The following is a 17191-nucleotide window of genomic DNA, read 5'->3' as shown; positions in this document are numbered from 1 at the left end:
ACAAGGTGCGCGTTCTTCCGCCCCCCGCGCCGCGTGCGCCAGGGGCGGGGCAACACTCCCCGGCGTCCTGCCGGGACCAGCGTCCGGCACGACCGGCATGACCGACACGAACCGGCACGAACCGGCACGGCGGGGCGCGCAGCCAGCGAGGCATCAGATGAAGGTCGCCATTCTGGGCAATCAGGCCCGGGCCATGGTCAATTTCTGGAGCGTGCTCATCCGCAGGCTCCGTTCGCTGGGGCACGAGGTGCTGTGCATCGTGCCCGACGCCGACACCGACACCGAAGGCCGCGCCGCGCTGGAGGCCATGGGCGCCCGCGTAGCGGGCTACCCCCTGGACCGCAAGGGGCTGAACCCCGTGCGCGACGCCGCCACCTTCACCGCGCTGTACCGCATCTTCCGCGAGGCGCGGCCCGACGTGGCCTTCTGCTTCACCATCAAGCCGGTCATCTACGGGGCCATGGCGGCGGCGCTGGCGCGCGTGCCCGCCCGCTACGCCATGATCACCGGGCTCGGCTACATGTTCGAGGCGGACACCCCGGTCAAGCGCGTGCTGACCAGGGTGGCCGCCCTGCTCTACCGCATGGCCCTTTCCTGCGTGCGCACGGTGTTCTTCCAGAACATGGAGGACCGCCGGGTGTTCGAGGACAACCACATCATCCCGCACGGGACGTCCGTGGCCATGTGCCGGGGCACCGGCGTCGCGCTGGATCACTTCGCCCAGGCGGAGCCGGTGCTGGACCCGCCGTCCTTCCTGCTGGTGGGCCGCCTGCTGGAGGCCAAGGGCCTGCGCGAATACGCCGGGGCCGCGCGGCTGCTGAAGGCCAGGCACCCCGACGCCAGCTTCCGCGTGCTGGGGCCACCGGAAACCGGGCCGGGCAGCGTGCCCCTTTCCGAGGTGGAAGGCTGGACGCGCGAAGGAATCATCGAATATCTTGGCGAGACCCGCGACGTGCGCCCGTTCGTGGCCGCCGCCAGCGTGGTGGTGCTGCCCTCGTGGCGCGAAGGCACCCCCTGCTCGGTGATGGAAGGCATGAGCATGGGCCGCGCCGCCGTGGTCACCGACGCCCCCGGCTGCCGCGAGGTGGTGGAGGACGGGGTGAACGGCTTCCGCGTGCCCCTGCGCGACCCCGAAGCCCTGGCCGCCGCCATGGAACGGTTCATCGCCGACCGCAACCTGATCTCGCGCATGGGGCAGGCCGGGCGGCGGCTGGCCGAAACCGAATTCGACGCCGACAAGGTGAGCGAGCATATCCTGCGGGTGATGCGCCTAGTCTAGGACCGGCCCGGCATCCGCCACCGCATCGCAGAGCGCCGGGACGCCGCAGCCCCCCGCCACCAAAGATTTCCCAACCATTCCGGGAGGAATGCGTGAACGACAATATCCGTAACGGCCTGTTCCGCCTGCTGGATGCCCTGTGCATCCTCATCGCGCTGTACGTGGTCGGCGAAACCATGCTGCCGGACGAATACAGCGTGCTCGTGGACTACACGGGCGCCTCGTTCTTCACCACCTTCTTCTTCCTGCTCTCGTTCTACGTGCTGGACTGCTACTCGGTGGGCGAGGAAGACTTCCGCGATTCCGTGGCCCGCGTGGGCGTGGCCTCGGTGCTGGGGGTCATCGCCACCGGCTTCACCTTCTATTCGTTCGAAAGCTGGCGCTTCGACCGGGCCACCTTCGTGCTGCTGCTGGTGCTGGTGGTGGCCCTGTGCCTTGCCTGGCGCGTGGTGTGGCACCGCATCGGCAGGCGCTTCACGACCCGGCACCGCGTGGTGCTGGTGGGCGTGGACCGCGCGGGCAAGGTGCGCAGCCTGCTGGAACAGAGCATGCCCCATGCCGAAATCCTGGGCTACGTGGGCGAAGGCGGCATGGACGCCGACGCCGGGCCGTGCCTTGGCCCCTCGTACGACCCGCTGGGGATTGCGCGCGCCCATAACGCCACCATGCTGATCATGCTGCCCGACGCCCCGCTGGACGAGGACATCGCCCGCGAACTGTTGCGCGCCAAGCTGGGCGGCCTGATGGTGGTGGACATCCGCACCCTGTACGAACACGTGGCCGGGCGCATTCCCGTCAGCCTCATCCGCGACGAATGGCTGCTGATGGAGGACGGCTTCAACCTGAACACGCAGGGGTCCATGCAGCGCCTGAAGCGGGTATTCGACGTGCTGACCTCGCTGGTGCTGCTCATCCTGACCCTGCCGGTGATGCTCGTCGCGGCCGTGGTCATCCGGCTGGAATCGCCGGGGCCGGTGATCTACCGGCAGAAGCGCGTGGGCCTGCACGAAAAGGAATTCACGGTGCTGAAGTTCCGCTCCATGACCGTGGACGCGGAAAAGAACGGCGCGGTGTGGGCGCAGAAGGGCGACACCCGCGTGACCAAGGTGGGCAAGTTCATCCGCAAGGTGCGCATCGACGAACTGCCCCAGTTGTGGAACGTGCTGCGCGGCGACATGTCGCTGATCGGCCCGCGCCCGGAGCGCATGGAATTCGTGCGCGAACTGGAAAAGGTCATCCCGTACTTCTACGTGCGCCACACCGTGAAGCCGGGCGTCACCGGCTGGGCGCAGGTGTGCTACCCGTACGGCGCGTCCATCGAGGACGCCCGCTACAAGCTGGAGTACGACCTGTACTACATCAAGAACATGTCGCCCCTGCTGGACCTGAAGATCGTGCTCAAGACCGTGGGGGTCATCTTGTTCCCCAAGGGGGCGCGGTAGGGGCCATTTCCCCGCCGGTACGCCAAAGGCCGACCGCTCGGGAGCGGTCGGCCTCTTTTAGTTGTTCGGCCCGCTTGACGACATGCATTTCAATCTATATTTTCAATACATGAAATGGGACGCCAGCTTTTGCGATGAATTTGACGCAGAGTTCGCTGAGTTCGACGTTTCGCTGCAAGATGAATTGTTGGCGCGTCTTTCGCTGCTGGAGGAAACCGGCCCCTCGCTGGGCAGACCCCACGTGGACACCCTGAAGGGCTCCCGGCATCCGAACATGAAAGAATTGCGTTTCAGCCTTGGTCGACAACCGTACCGATTCCTGTTCGCCTTCGACCCACTGCGCAACGCCGTGGTGCTGGTCGGCGGCAGCAAGGCTGGCGATGCCCGTTTCTACGACCGCCTGATCCCCGTTGCCGATGCCCGGTACGACAAGCATCTTGCCACGCTGAAACCACAGGAGGGCAATCATGGCCCGTAAGCTCAGCGACGTTATCGCGGCACTGCCCGAAGCCCGCCGGGAAGCCATCCGCAAGCGCACTGACGAACTGCGCATGGAGATGAGCCTGCGTGAACTGCGCCGGGAACTCGGCGTTTCGCAAAAGGAACTTGCCGCCGCACTGGATGTTTCACAGGCCACCGTCTCGAAGCAGGAACGTAGCGGCGACATGCAGATCAGCACTCTGTGCCAGATCGTACGCGCCCTTGGCGGCACGTTGCGCGTCACCGCGCAACTGCCGGGCAAGAAGGAAGTGGAACTGACGCCGTTCTCGGACGGCTGCCGGGTGTGACGCAACACCGCCACCTGCGCAATATTCCCCCAACCAGAAAGTTTGCGGGGTGAGAGCGCGAGAGAGGGGGGCTTTTCAAAGCCCCCCTCTCTCGTATCTCCAAATCTTCTCTTCTCCCCTCTTCTCTCGCGCCGTCAGCAAATCCTCGGCAACTGCTCGCCTTCCAGCATGGAGAGCAGGCGGTGGCCGCCCATGGGCGTTTCCAGGATGACCTGCCCGGCCCGGCCCGGCCCCGCGCCATCGGCGGCCAGCACGGTGCCGATGCGGGCGGCGTCGGCGCCAAGGGGGCTTTGGCGCAGCACGGCCAGGGCGGCGTCGGCCTTTTCCTGCGGCAGGATGCAGATCAGCTTGCCCTCGTTGGCGAGGTACAGCGGGTCCAGCCCAAGGAACGAGCAGCCTTCGCGCACGGCGTCGCGCACGGGAATGTCCCGTTCGGCGATGCGCACCACGACGCCCGACTGCCCGGCGATCTCGTTGAGGGTGGTGGCCAGGCCGCCGCGCGTGGGGTCGCGCAGCACGTGGATGTCGCCCACCTCCAGCAGCAGCCGTTCGGTCAGCCCGTTGAGCGCGGCGGAATCGCTGCGCACGTCGGCCGAGAAGTTCAGCCCTTCCCGGTGCGACAGGATGGTCAGCCCGTGGTCGCCCATGGTGCCGCTGACGATGACCGCGTCGCCCGGCCTGGCGGAATGCCCGCTGGGCGAGGGGTCGGCGATGATCTCGCCGATGCCGGTGGTGTTGATGAACACCTTGTCGGCCATGCCGCGCGGCACCACCTTGGTGTCGCCGGTGACGATGTGCACGCCCGCCTCGCGCGCGGCGTTGCCCATGGAGGCCACGATGCGTTCCAGCACCTCCATGTCCAGCCCTTCCTCCAGGATGAACCCGCAGCTCAGGTAGCGGGGCCGCGCGCCCAGCATGGCCACGTCGTTGACGGTGCCGTGCACGGCCAGCGTGCCGATGTCGCCGCCGGGAAAGAACAGCGGGTCCACCACGTAGCTGTCGGTGCTCATGGCCAGCGGGCCGGTCAGTTCCAGCCGGGCGGCGTCATCCAGCGTGCGCAGCACGGGGTTGTCGAAGTGTTTCAGGAACAGTTCGCCAATGAGCCGGTGCGCGGCCTTGCCGCCGCTGCCGTAGTCGAGAAGAAGCGTATCCCCGGCCATGCGGTCATGCCTCCACGTGGTACTTGAAGTAGGCGGCGCAACTGCCCTCGGTGGAGACCATGCACGGCCCCACAGGTTTCGCGGGCGTGCAGGCCTTGGCGAAGAGCGGACAGTCGCTGGGCTGCATCTTGCCCTTGAGCACATCGCCGCACTTGCAGCCGGGAATGGGCCGGGCCTCGGGCAGGGTCAGGCCCAGACGGGCCATGGCGTCGAATCGCTCGAATTCGGGCCGAAACACCAGCCCGCTGCCGGGAATGCACCCGATGCCGCGCCACAGGGCGTCGGCAGGCTGGAAGACCATATCCAGGATTTCCCGTGCGCGGGGGTTGCCCGCGTCGTCCACGGCCCGGCGGTAGGAATTGACGATGGCGAATTCGCCCGTCTTGCGCTGCTCGACCATGATCAGCAGGGCTTGCAGGATGTCCACGGGGTCGAACCCGGCGATGACGCCGGGCGTCCTGAATTCCTCGGCCACGAAGCGGTAGGGCTCCACGCCGAGAATGGTGGACACGTGGCCGGGCAGCAGGAAGGCGTCCACGGCGCAGTCCGGGTCGGCCAGCAGGGCGCGCAGCGCGGGCGGCACCAACTTGTGGAACGAGAGCACGCAGAAGTTGGTCAGGCCCTGCTGCCGGGCCATGAGCACCGTGGCGGCCACGGTGGGTGCGGTGGTCTCGAAGCCGATGCCGAGAAAGACCACGGTGTCGCCGGGGTTGTCGGCGGCCAGCTTCAGCGCGTCGTGGGCGGAATAGACGATCTCCACCCGCGCGCCCTTGGCCTGGGCCAGCTTCAGGTTGTCCCCGCCGGGGCCGGGCACGCGCATCAGGTCGCCGAAGGTGGCGATGATCACGCCGGGCTTTTCGGCCAGTTGCAGGTAGGCGGCCACCTCGCTTTCGTGGGTCACGCACACCGGGCAGCCGGGGCCGGAAAGGTGCTTGACCCCGGCGGGCAACAGCGGGCGCATGCCGCTCTGGAAGATGGCCACGGTATGGGTGCCGCACACTTCCATGAAGCGCAGGGGGCGGTCCAGCTCGCGGTGCAGCCGCTCGACGAGGCTGCGGGAAAGGTCCGGATCCTTGAAGGCCGTGGAGAAATTCACGCTCACGTTGGTCTTCCTGCCTGTCGGTGCGTCGGCGGTGAACCGGAGTGGGCCGCTGTGGGCCGGGCCATGCGGACCGCCCGCCGGACGATGATGCGCCGCCGGGCCATGGGCCGGGCAGGCGCGACGCGACGGCGGAACCGCCCCTGGGGCATGGCCCGCCGCCCGCACGGTTTCGCGCGGGCAACCCCATGCCCTCCGCACCGTGTCCCGATGGTGCTACGCCGGGCCAAGGGCTGCTGTCAACGTGACGGGACTGCGGGATCGGGGGCCTGCGGGACTGCAGAACCGGGGGACCGGGGGACAACGGCGCTGGGGAACCGGGGAGCGCCGCCGCCTGCCCACCGCCTGCCCGCCGCCTGCCCGCCGCCTGCCGGCCCGCGCTTTGCCTTTTGCCCGGCCAGTGGTTATGTTCACGGATGTGGCGAACGCGCGGCGCATCGCACGGGACCGGCATCCTGCGGTCCGCCCGGCCCGCGCGTCACCAGAGGAGATCGCATGACCGCCACCGAGGGTATGCCCTTCACCGGCGATGCGGAAAACCCGCGCGAGGCGGCGGCCATCCGCTGCATGACGCCGGACGACCTGCCGCCCCTCAGCTTCGCGGCCCCGGACCCCAAGGACCCCAAGGACCCTGCGGACCCCGCGGATCCCAGGGTCGCCTGGCCCGTGCCCGACGCGGCCGCCTGCCACGCCCTGTGGGACCGTTACGCCATGCCCGAGCACATCCGCGCGCACAGCAGCATGGTGGCCGACATGGCCATGGCCCTGGCCCGCGCGGCCGTAGCCAATGAAGCGGGCGGAGCGGGCCTGCACCTGCCCTCGGTGCTGGCCACCGCCCTGCTGCACGACATCGCCAAGGACTACACCATCCGCTTCGGGGGCAACCACGCCCAACTCGGCGGCGCGTGGACCCTGCACGAGACGGGCAACCCGCGCATCGCCCAGGGGGTGATGCACCACGTGCACTGGCCGTGGCGGGTGGACGTGGCCGTGCCCCAATGGCTCATGCCGCTGATCATCATCTACGCCGACAAGCGCGTGAAGCACGACCGGCTGGTGAAGCTGGAAGAACGCTTCGACGACCTCATCGAGCGGTACGGCCGCACCGAGCGCATCCGGGAACGCATCCGCGAATCGCACGAGCAGGCCGTGGACATCGAACGCGCCCTGTCCGCACGGCTGGGCGTGCCCCTGCACGACACCGGGCTGCGCGACGGCCAACTGGCGGCCTACACGGGCTGATGCCCTGCCGCGTCCGCCGGACCGACCGGCGGACCGCCCGGCGGGCCGCGCCATTCCCGAACACCTCTTTCCTTCCGCCCCGCAAGAAGGGTTCCGCATGAAATCCGACCACCTGCACGCGGCGCTGCTGGCCGTCTACGGCGGCGTGTGGCGTCTGGCCCGCCCCCTGCTGCGCCGCAACGCCCGCCTGGCCGAAGGCTACGACCAGCGCCTGGCGCCCGACGGCTGGGCCGAGGCGGCCCACCTGTGGGTGCAGGCGGCCTCCGGCGGCGAGGCGTATCTGGCGTGGGAACTGCTGCGCCATCTGGACGGCGACATGTCCGCAACCGCCGGGGGCGACGGCGCACCCGGCCGCTGTCCCGGCTCCTGCCCGCCTTTGTCCACCGACGGCAGGCTGTCCGTGCTGCTCACCTCGTGCACCCGGCAGGGGGTGGAAGTGCTGGAAAAGGCCCGTGACTGGGCCGCCGGACACCGGCCCGGCCTGCGAGTGCAGGTGCGCTACTTTCCCTTCGACGAGCCGGACCTGATGCGCCGCGCGCTGGACCAGGCCCGCCCCCGAGCCGTGGCCCTGCTGGAAACCGAACTGTGGCCCGGCCTGCTTTCCGCGTGCGCGGCGCGGTCCATCCCCGTGGCCGTGGTCAACGGCCGCATGACCCCGCGCACCCTGGCCGGGTACCTGCTCACCCCGGACTTCTGGCACGGGCTGGCCCCGGCGCGCATCGCCGCCATCTCGCCCGACGACGCCCAGCGCTTCGGCCTGCTGTTCGGGCACCGGCGCACCTCGGTCATGCCCAACATCAAGTTCGACCGGGCCCTGCCCGAACCCGGCGCGCCCGGTTCGCCGTCGTCCCCCCCGTCGTCCCCTCCATCCCTGGGCCTGACAGGCACGGTGCTGCGGGAATCCGCTCCGCTGGTGGTGCTGGGCTCGGTGCGCGAGGAAGAGGAAGCCGTCCTGCTGCCGGTCATCCAACGGATACTGCAAGAACGGCCCGACGCGGACATCGCCGTGGCCCCCCGCCACATGCATCGCGTGCCCGCGTGGGTCAACGCGCTGGAACAGGCCGGACTGCCGTGGGAACTGCGCTCGCGGCGCACGGCCCCTCCCGGCGGCGCGTCCACCGCAGGCGGCACGGTGCTGGTCTGGGACGTGTTCGGCGAACTGGCCGCGCTGTACGCCAGCGCCACGGCCGTGTTCGTGGGCGGATCGCTGGCCCGGCTGGGCGGCCAGAACTTTCTGGAACCGCTGACGCACGGGGTGGCGCCCTGCGTGGGGCCGTCGCGCGAAAATTTCGCGTGGGTAGGCGACGGACTGGCCGAAGCCGGGCTGCTGGCAGAGGTGGCCGACGGCGACGCCCTGGCCGAAGCCCTGCTGCGCCAACTCCGCAGTCCCCTGCAACGCCAGGTGGTGCGCCACCGCTTCGAGGAATGGATGGCCCCCCGCCGGGGCGGCGGGCGCATGGCGGCGGAACTCGTATTGTCCGTGGCCGGGCTGCGCTAGAGGCTGTTTCTAAATTGTCCTTTCGCCCGTTGGCTGCGTCAAACTTCGTCTGCCATGGCTCTGCTGTCCTTATCCGTAAGGTTCGCTTCGCTCACCAACGGCTAAGGCTCGGTCGAATACGGTAAGAGTACGCGCTGCGGTCCTCATCCGTAAGGCTCGCAAGCTCGCCAACGGCTGAGGCACTCCCTCATGGCAGGCTCGTTTTCCTTGCCAACGAACGAAAGTCCTAATTTGGAAACAGCCCCTCCTAGAGGTTGCCTCCGGATACGGAGCGGACAGGCTTCGCCCCCCCCTACGTGGTCCGGCCAGCGTGCGCGCCGTCCCCGTCGGCCATGCCTTCGCCGCCCCCGCAGGCATTCTCCGCGTCCTCGCCGCCGTTTCCGCAATGCCGGTCCATGCAGCGCAAGAGTTCCCCGCGCGAGAAGGGCTTGGCCAGAAAGCCGGAGCACCCCGCCGCCGCGCAGTCGTCGCGGAACTCGCCCACCACGTGCGCCGTCAGGGCGACGACCGGCGTGGGCGGCAGGCCCCGCTCGCGCTCCAGGTCGCGGATGGCCCGCGTGGCCCGGTAGCCGTCCATCACCGGCATCTCGATGTCCATGAACACCAGATCGAACCGCCCGGCGGCGTAGGCGGCCACGCCCTCCTCGCCGTTGTGGGCCTCGGTGATGGCGCACGGCCGCCCGCGCAGGTACAGCGAAAAGAGCAGCCGGTTGCTGGGGCTGTCCTCCACCAGCAGGATGGACAGGGGCCGCTGCGGCCCGGAACCGTCGTCGCCGGTCTGCGGCCCGGCCGGTGGCGGGACGGCTTCCGGTCCGGTGACCGCGTTGCCGCCCATGGCGTCCGGCCCGGCGGTCTGCGCCACGGCGGGGTCCGCCGTGCAGGCGTCATCCGGGGCGGGCTGCATGGGCAGGGTGAAATACACGGTGGTGCCCCGGCCGGGGACGCTTTCCAGCCAGATGGCGCCGCCCAGCATGTCCACCAGCGCCCGGCAGATGGACAGCCCCAGCCCCGTGCCGCCGTACTGCCGGGTGATGGACGAATCCGCCTGCATGAAGCTCTCGAAGACCACTTCCTGATGCTCCGGCGGGATGCCGATGCCCGTGTCCGCCACGGAGAAGAGCACCTCCACCCGTCGGCCCTGAGGCAGGCGGCAGGCATCCTCGGCCTGCGCGGGGGCGCGCGGCGCATCCGCCCCGGCCCGGCCGGACGGATCACCCGGATCACGCCGGCTGGCCGGGCTGGCCGGGCTGATCAGACTGGCCGGGCTGGGTGAACTGGCCGCGAGAGCGCCACGGGCGGACATGGACGGCGCATCGCCGTCACGGCCCGGCACGTTGCCGTCGGCGGGCTGGGCCAGCACCATCACCCGCCCGGCGGGGGTGAACTTCACCGCGTTGGAGACCAGGTTGCCCAGAATCTGGCGCAACCGCAGCGGATCGCCCACCAGCGCGCCGGGCACGCCGGGCAGCACGGCCCAGTCCAGGCGCAGGCCCCGCCCGCCCGCACCGGCGGCGGGCTCCATCTGGCGGCAGACCTGTTCCATGAGTTCGCCCAGGCGGAAGCGCACCCGCTCCGGCACCACCCGCCCCGCCTCCAGGCGCGAAAAGTCCAGCACGTCGTTCAGCAGCGCCAGCAGCGAATGCCCGGAACTGCGCAGCACGTCCAGGTAGCCGCGCTGCTCCGGGGCCAGGGGGGTGCGGTCCAGCACATCGGCCATGCCCAGCAGGGCGTTGAGCGGGGTGCGCACCTCGTGGCTCATGCGGGCCAGCAGTTGCGTCTTGGCGCGGCTGGCCGCCTCGGCGGCCTCGCGCTCGCGCTCGGCGCGGTGGCGTTCCACGCGCTCGGTGATGTCGTGCACCGCGCCTTCGATGTACAGTTGTTCGCCGGTCTCGCCGGTCACCGCGCGGGCGGTCAGGGCCACGTGCACCACGCTGGCGTCGCGTCGGCGCAGGCAGGTCTCCATCGACACCCGCCCCTCCTGGCGCAGGCGGCGCAGCAGTTCCTCGCGCTCGCCGGGGCGCACGTAGAACTGCTCGCCGATGTCCGTCACCGACGACACCATCTCGTACGGCGACGAATAGCCGAACGTGCGCGCCATGGCCGGGTTCACCCGCAAGAAGCGGCCCTGCGGCGTGGACTGGTAGATGCCCTGCGCCGATTCCTCGAAGATGCGCCGGTAGTTGGCCTGGGCGCGGGTAAGTTCCCAGTTCAACAGTTCCAGTTCGCGGTTGGCGCGGGCCAGCCGTTCGCCCGACTCCACCTTTTCCTGCAACGCGCCCAGCAGGCTGGTGCGGTTTTCCTCCAGCGTGGAGGCCATGTGATTCACGGCCTGGGCCAGCTGGCCGATCTCGGCCATGCCCGCCGGGGGCAGCCGTTCGCTGTAGTTGCCGAGGGAAATGCGCCGGATGGCGTGCAGCAGTTCGTGCAGGGGGCGCACCACCCGGTCGGCGATGAAGAACCCCGTGCAGATGGACAGCCCCAGGGCCACCGCCGCGGCCAGCAGGGTGTATTCCACGGCGGTGCGCAGGCGCGAGCGTTGCGGCTCCACGTCCACGAACACGGCCAGCGCGCCCACGGGCATGCCGCTGCCCCCCGGCAGGGGCTGGTAGCTGACCAGATAGGGCCTGCCCGCCACCTGCTCGTAACGTTGCAGGAAGGGCAGGTCCGGCCCCTGGCCGAAACCCTGCGCCCGGCCGAACGGCCCGGCCATCTCGCCCGGCCACCCCAGCAGGCTGCCCCCGCCGGAGGAGCCGCCCACCGCCCGGCCGTCCGGCGGCATGCCTGGCGACACTCCAGGCGACGGGCCCTGCCCCGCCCCCTGCGTCAGTCCCTGGGTCAGATCGGGCCGGTCCGGCCAGTCCGCCACGTCGGCGGTGCCGTCGCCGGGGAACAGCGTGCCGCGCGGCCGCTTGCCGCCAAGGTCGAACACCGCCACGTCGGCGCGCACCGCGTCTCCCAGGCCGCGCAGCAGCGACCGGTTCATGGGAAACGACACCACCGCAGCCCCCACGATGCGCCCGTGCTGCCGGGCCGTCAGCCCTTCCATGTCCACCCGGCCGGTGATCTCCTCCACGTCCGAGGCGAACGGGGCGTACGAGGGCATCGGGGATAACTGCGGCAAATGGGGCAGTTGATTCAGCTGGGGCGCGCTGCCCAGCGAGGCTTCCGGCAAGGCCGCGGGGCCCATGGGCGCGGGCAGCGGCGGACGCCGATGCTCTCCGCCCATGCGGGAACCGAACTGCTCCAGGGGCACGATGACAGGCACCACCGCCTTGATGGACAGGCCGTCGGCGGACCGGAACACGTCGCGCCGCGACAGCCCCCGCAACGCCTGGCGCACCACCAGCGCCCCGTCCATGGTGGCGCCGTTGGGGGTCACGCCGGTGGCGGGGACGTCCCCCGCGCCGCCGACGGGCAGCAGGCGCACCACGGGCTCCGCGCCCATGTCGAACACCTCGATGCACGCCCGGGGCCACAGCCCGTGCAGTTCGGCCAGACGCAGGCGCAGGCCCGGCATGTCGCCGTCGTATTCGGTGCGCAGCCCGGCCACCACCCGCGCCAGGGCCTCGGCCGTGCGCGACAGGCGGACGAGTTGCAGCGAGGCCGCGTCGGCCAGGGTGCGCCCCTGGGCATGCAGGTAGCTGTCGGTCTGCACCGTGGTCACCTGCACGAACACCGCGCTGACGATGCCCAGCGGCAGCAGGCAGACCAGCAGGCACCACCCCACCAGCCGCAGGCGCAGGCCGGGCGCGGGCGGCGCCCTGCGCGGCAGCAGGTGCCGCAGCGGAAAACGCGCCCAACGGCGAAGGAGGGTGCGCAGGCGGCCGGTCATGGGGGTCGTGGGGATCACGGGGGTCATGGCCGTGCGAAGGGAACAGGGAAGGAAAGGAAAACGGCCGCCGCGCCGGACTGCGCGAATGCGGCTCCGCACGCCGCCACGCGCACGCGCTGCGCGACGATGCTGGCAAAAAGGTCTGCGACGCTGGACATGCGGGGCCTCTGGGGCGTCTGGGCCGGAAGGATACGATGGTTCGAACATAGCCAATCGCCATGGGGCGCGCAACGAGGCGAGGCCCGCAACGCGCCGTGGGGGATGCCCCGGCGCGCGCCGCATGGCGGAGTGCTGACGGGCATGGCGGCCGGAATGGGCCGGGACAGGCCGGAGCGGGCCGGAATGGGCCGGGGTTGCATCGTGCGCTCACCTTGTTATGGTGCATGCTGCACGCTCGGGCGAAGCCGTCGCCCGGCACGATACGGGAAAGGAGGAGAGCATGCCCCGCTTCAGATCGCTGAAGACCCACCTGCGCGCGCTGCTCGCTTCCGCCGAGTGGGAAGAACACCTGGACGACATCGTGACCCTGCCCGGCAAGGGGGCCGTGGGACCGCTGCTGTCGTGCCTGCTGCTGGGCGGCGAGGCCAAATGGCGCGCCGTGGTGGCCCTGGGACGGGTGGTGGCGCGCATCGCCGACGCCAACATGGAGGACGCCCGCATCATCATGCGCCGCCTGATGTGGCACATGAACGAGGAGTCGGGAAACATCGGCTGGGGCATCCCCGAGGCGTTCGGCGAAATACTGGCCTGCCACGAACGCCTGGCCGGGGAATACCACCGCATCCTCGTCTCGTACGTGCGCGAGACGGGCAAGGACGACAACTACTGCGACCACGCCCCCCTGCGGCGCGGGGTGTACTGGGCCATCGGCCGACTGGCCCAGGAACGGCCCCACCTGCCCGGCTTCGCCGAAACGGCCGTGCCCGCCCTGCTGGCGGGCCTTGCCGACTGCGACCTGCCCGCGCGCGGCACGGCGGCCTGGTCCCTTGGCGTGCTGTCCACGCCCGAAGCCCTGCCCGCACTGCGTGAACTGCGCACCTGCGATGCCCCGGTGGAACACTTCGAACGCGGCCGCGTGCTGCTGTGCACCGTGGGCGAACTGGCCCAATGCGCCGCCCAGCGCATCGAAGCCCAGTGCCTGCCGCCCACGGACAGGGCTATGCCCGACGCCAACGGCACGGCGGCGTAGCTGGCTGGCTACCGCCGAGGCAAGGCCGCACCAGATGGGAAACGGGGCGCGCAAACGGAAAAACGGGGCTCCGCCCCGGACCCCGCCGGGGGAACATATTCCCCCGGACCCCCTTTATTGACGGCCACCCCGAACAGAACCGAACAGGACCGCGACGTTCACACCGCATGTAAACGACCCCGCCCGCCTTCATTGCGAAGGCGGGCGGGGTTTCTTTTCTGATAAGCCAGGGTCCTATCCCCAAACTTTCCGGGAAAAAGGCGGAAAGCACTCGAAGCGGTGCGTTCCGGCCGCAGGATTTTCGTTCTCCGGCAAGGAAGATGAGCCTTTTTGCGAAGGGAGCGTACTCTTCTCGTACGTAACCGGAGCAAAAGGCGAAATCTGACGCAGCCGGAGGGCGAAAGGACGCGGCCGAACGTACCGCTAGAGGTCTTGGCGGTACTGCATGGATTGTCTGAGCGTCTCCCGGTCCATGAACTTGACCTCGGACCCCAGGGGAATGCCCTGGGCGAGGCGCGTCACGCGCACCTGCGGGTACTGCCGGGCGATCATGTTGCGGATGTAGGTGGCGGTGTTTTCCGCCTCCACGGTGGTGCCAAGGGCCATGACCACCTCGCGCACGGCGCCCTCGGCCAGCCTTCTGGTCAGCCGGTCCAGTTCCAGCGAATCGGCATGCAGGTTGTCCAGCGGGGCCAGCAGGCCGCCCAGGATGAGGTAGTGGCCCTTGTAGAAGCCGCCCTCCTCCAGGGTGAGCAGGGAATCCCACTCCGACACCAGACACAAGGTCTCGCCGCTGCGGGCCGGGTCAGTGCAGATACCACACGGGTCCACGTCGGTCAGCGCGCCGCAACGCCCGCACAGGTGCAGGTTGTCGCGCAGGTCGTGCACGGCCCGGCCCAGCCTGCGGGTTTCGCTGGCGGGCCATTTCAGCAGGGTCATGGCAAGACGCAGGGCCGACTTGGGCCCAAGGCCGGGCAGCCGGGAAAGCTGCTCCACCAGCGCCTTCAAGGGTTCGGGCAGTCGCTGCACGGACACTCCGGGTTACATTGCGAAAATCGGTTTCTCCTGCCGTCGGCACGTCGCGAACCCCGTACAGGGTGCCCCGCGCGACAGGATTTTCGTTCTCCGGCGAGGAAGACGAGGCTTTCGCGCAGGGAGCGTACTCTTATCGTACGTGACCGGAGCGAAAGGCGAGTCTGACGACGCCGGAGAACGAAAGGACGGAGCGCGGGCCTAGAAGAGGCCGGGAATCTTGAGGCCGCCGGTGAGAGCCCCCATCTCCTTCTCCATCATTTCCTTGGCCTGGCGCAGCCCTTCGTTGACGGCGGTGAGCACCAGGTCCTGGAGCATTTCCACGTCGTTGGGGTCCACGGCCTTGGGGTCGATGGCGATGGACAGCACTTCCTGCTTGCCGTTGACGGTGACCTTGACCATTCCGCCGCCGCTGGTGGCTTCCAGGGTGCGTTCGGCCATGTCGGCCTGGAGCTTGCTCATCTTGGTCTGCATGACCTGCGCCTGGCGCAGGAGGTCGTTCATACCGCGCATGGATTCCTCCGATGTGTTCTATTGGGGCTGCCCGTCGGCCAGCGGCCGGCAGGACAGCATGGTGGCCCCGAACTGCTCGCGCAGCAGGCCCACGGCGGGGTGCCGTTCGGCCTCGACGCGCAGTTCCGAGGGGGTCTTGATGCGGGTGGCGGGGGGCTGCACCTCCACCGTGGTCCCGTCGCCGAAATAGGCGCGCGCATGCTCCGCAAGGGCATTCTGGTTGTTGGGCGAGCAGAGCTGGTTGTACAGCGTGCTGAAATTCGTCTCGATGGTCAGCCGCCCACCGGCACAGCGGCCCCGAACGCGTTGCAGCACGGACAGGCCGTTGCCGCCCTCGCCGTTGCGCTCCAGGCAATACTGCACGAAGCCGTCCCACGTGGCGCTGCCGCCCATGACGGAGGAAACCGCGTCCTGCGGGTTTCCTTGCGGAACAGGGCCTGCCGCGCCGGGACCGGAATCCCCCACGGATTGCGCAGGGGCCGCCGCCGAAGCCGGAGCAGCACCAGCGTCCGGCGCGGGGTACGGCACGTCGTCCCACGGCAACGAGGTGCCGGACCCGCCGCGCGGGGGCACGGGGTCCGCCGCCGGGGCGGGACGTTCCGGACGGGGAAAGCCGCCTGCGCCCGATACGCCGGACGCCCCCGATGCCCCCAATCCCGAGGACATGGACGACGCCGACGGCGCGGCCTGGGGCCGGGTCTGACCCGGACCGGGATACCGCCCCTGCGGGGGCTGAACCTGCTGGATCGACTGACCGGGCTGACCGGGCTCATCGGGCTGAACCGCTTGGGCACCATACCCGCCGGGGTCGTCATGACCACCCTGCCGGGACGGCATGGAGCCGTAGCCCCCCGCGCCCCCGGCACCAGGCATGCCCGAACCTCCCGCCTGTCCGCCAGCTTGCCCTCCCGCCTGTCCTCCGGGCACGCCGCGCCCGCCGGCGGAACCTCCGGCCCCGCCGCCGCGCGACAGCTGTTCCAGCGAGACGAGGCGCGGCAGCATGGCCAGGTTCAGCAGCAGGAGTTCCAGCGCCATGGCCGGTTCCAGGCTGGTCAGCACCCGGCGCTGGCCTTCCAGGGTCATCTGCCAGCAGGCGTGGATGTGCGAAATCTCGAACTTCGGGGCCCATTCCAGCCACTGGCGGGCCTCTTCCTCCGGCAGGTCCAGCGCGGGCAGGGCGGCCTCGCCCGCCTGGCGCAGCATGAACAGGTTGCGCCAGGTGGCGGCCAGTTCGCGCAGAAAGAATCCGATGTCCACGCCCTTGTCCAGCAGGTCGCGCACCACGGCGGACACCGCCACGCAGTCCTGCGAAGCCAGGGCCTGCATGACCTCGAAGAACAGTTCCTGCCCGGCCAGGCCCAGCACGCCGCGCGCGCCCTCCACGGTCAGGCGGTCGCCGCCGAGCGCCAGCACCTGCCCCAGCAGCGACATGGAGTCGCGCACGCTGCCCGCCGCCCGCCGCGCGATGAGCCGCACCGCCGCCGGGTCGAAATCCTGGCCCTCGCGGGTCAGCACGCCGGTGAGATGGGCTTCCAGTTCGTGCTCGGGCAGCCGCTTGAAGGTGAAATGCTGGCAGCGGCTGATGATGGTCACGGGAAACTTGTGCGGCTCGGTGGTGGCCAGCACGAAGGTGACGCGCGGCGGGGGCTCCTCCAGCGTCTTCAGCAGGGCGTTGAACGCCTCGCGCGTCAGCATGTGGGCTTCGTCGATGATGAAGACCTTGTAGCGGCCTTCCATGGGCGCGTAGCCGATGGCCTCGCGCAGGCGGCGGGCGTCCTCGATGCCCCGGTTGGACGCGCCGTCGATCTCCACCACGTCCACGTGGTTGCCCATGACCACCTTGCGGCACTGCTCGCAGGTGTTGCACGGCTCGGCCGTGGGGGCCTTTTCGCAGTTCAGCGCCTTGGCCAGGATGCGGGCGATGGTGGTCTTGCCCACCCCGCGCGTGCCGCTGAACAGATAGGCGGGGGCCACGCGGTCTTCCGCCGCGGCGCGGGAAAGGATGGCCTTTACCGTCTCCTGCCCGGCCACCTCGGCAAAGGTCTGCGGGCGGTATCTGGCGGTGAGGGGGGCGTTGCTCATGACGATGCGGGCCTGCTGCGCCGCCTGTCCCGCCC

At 69.8% G+C, this 17191-nt stretch carries 13 protein-coding genes; 7 read left to right on the top strand and 6 right to left on the bottom strand.

Translation table 11 applies throughout. The features are described 5' to 3' along the window. Positions 1–157: 157 nt before the first annotated feature. From V6B97_RS07345 to V6B97_RS07330, 4 genes are all read left to right on the top strand, one after another. The gene (locus V6B97_RS07345; RefSeq protein WP_333505847.1) at positions 158–1279 is read left to right on the top strand and encodes a glycosyltransferase family 4 protein; all 1122 of its coding nucleotides are present in this window, start codon (positions 158–160) and stop codon (positions 1277–1279) included. Between the two features lie 92 nt (positions 1280–1371). Next, a complete protein-coding gene (locus tag V6B97_RS07340) occupies positions 1372–2721 on the top strand; it encodes a sugar transferase (RefSeq protein WP_333505846.1) in 1350 nt (449 codons plus the stop codon). An 82-nt stretch (positions 2722–2803) separates the two neighbouring features. Beyond that, positions 2804–3199, top strand: a complete 396-nt coding sequence (locus V6B97_RS07335; protein WP_333505845.1) for a type II toxin-antitoxin system RelE/ParE family toxin — start codon at positions 2804–2806, stop codon at positions 3197–3199. Next, positions 3189–3509, top strand: a complete 321-nt coding sequence (locus V6B97_RS07330) for a helix-turn-helix transcriptional regulator (protein ID WP_333505844.1) — start codon at positions 3189–3191, stop codon at positions 3507–3509. Before V6B97_RS07335 ends, V6B97_RS07330 begins: the two co-directional genes overlap by 11 nt. A 134-nt stretch (positions 3510–3643) precedes the next feature. Here V6B97_RS07330 and hypE read toward each other — a convergent pair whose 3' ends face one another. Together hypE and hypD are read right to left on the bottom strand one after the other, a co-directional pair. Further along, positions 3644–4669: a hydrogenase expression/formation protein HypE gene (gene hypE, locus V6B97_RS07325; RefSeq protein WP_333505843.1), complete on the bottom strand. Its 1026-nt coding sequence runs from the start codon at positions 4667–4669 to the stop codon at positions 3644–3646. 4 nt (positions 4670–4673) lie between these two features. Continuing rightward, the gene (gene hypD, locus V6B97_RS07320) at positions 4674–5771 is read right to left on the bottom strand and encodes a hydrogenase formation protein HypD (RefSeq protein ID WP_442935472.1); all 1098 of its coding nucleotides are present in this window, start codon (positions 5769–5771) and stop codon (positions 4674–4676) included. A gap of 492 nt (positions 5772–6263) precedes the next feature. Here hypD and V6B97_RS07315 point away from each other — a divergent pair, with 492 nt between their 5' ends. Further along, positions 6264–7010: a phosphohydrolase gene (locus tag V6B97_RS07315; RefSeq protein WP_333505841.1), complete on the top strand. Its 747-nt coding sequence runs from the start codon at positions 6264–6266 to the stop codon at positions 7008–7010. A 97-nt stretch (positions 7011–7107) separates the two neighbouring features. After that, entirely contained in the window at positions 7108–8508 is a 1401-nt protein-coding gene (locus V6B97_RS07310; RefSeq protein ID WP_333505840.1) for a 3-deoxy-D-manno-octulosonic acid transferase, read from the top strand. A 292-nt stretch (positions 8509–8800) separates the two neighbouring features. On the opposite strand, the gene V6B97_RS07305 is transcribed toward V6B97_RS07310, so the two are convergent. Continuing rightward, positions 8801–12367 carry an ATP-binding protein gene (locus tag V6B97_RS07305; protein WP_333505839.1) on the bottom strand — a complete coding sequence of 1189 codons (3567 nt, stop codon included), beginning with the start codon at positions 12365–12367 and terminating at the stop codon, positions 8801–8803. A gap of 412 nt (positions 12368–12779) precedes the next feature. Here V6B97_RS07305 and V6B97_RS07300 point away from each other — a divergent pair, with 412 nt between their 5' ends. After that, positions 12780–13529 carry a DVU0298 family protein gene (locus V6B97_RS07300; protein ID WP_333505838.1) on the top strand — a complete coding sequence of 250 codons (750 nt, stop codon included), beginning with the start codon at positions 12780–12782 and terminating at the stop codon, positions 13527–13529. A 423-nt stretch (positions 13530–13952) separates the two neighbouring features. Here V6B97_RS07300 and recR read toward each other — a convergent pair whose 3' ends face one another. The 3 genes from recR to dnaX all read right to left on the bottom strand — a co-directional run bounded on the left by recR (position 13953) and on the right by dnaX (position 17156). Beyond that, entirely contained in the window at positions 13953–14558 is a 606-nt protein-coding gene (gene recR / locus V6B97_RS07295) for a recombination mediator RecR (protein ID WP_333505837.1), read from the bottom strand. Positions 14559–14762: 204 nt separating this feature from the next. Further along, positions 14763–15074 (bottom strand): YbaB/EbfC family nucleoid-associated protein, encoded by a 312-nt coding sequence (locus tag V6B97_RS07290; protein WP_333505836.1) that lies wholly within the window; start codon positions 15072–15074, stop codon positions 14763–14765. A gap of 18 nt (positions 15075–15092) precedes the next feature. Continuing rightward, a complete protein-coding gene (gene dnaX, locus V6B97_RS07285; RefSeq protein WP_333505835.1) occupies positions 15093–17156 on the bottom strand; it encodes a DNA polymerase III subunit gamma/tau in 2064 nt (687 codons plus the stop codon). Positions 17157–17191 lie beyond the last annotated feature (35 nt).

The sequence above is a fragment of the Nitratidesulfovibrio sp. 1201_IL3209 genome (assembly GCF_036763125.1).
In the GTDB taxonomy this organism is placed as follows: domain Bacteria; phylum Desulfobacterota; class Desulfovibrionia; order Desulfovibrionales; family Desulfovibrionaceae; genus Cupidesulfovibrio.
This window is presented reverse-complemented; position numbering and strand designations above follow the sequence as displayed.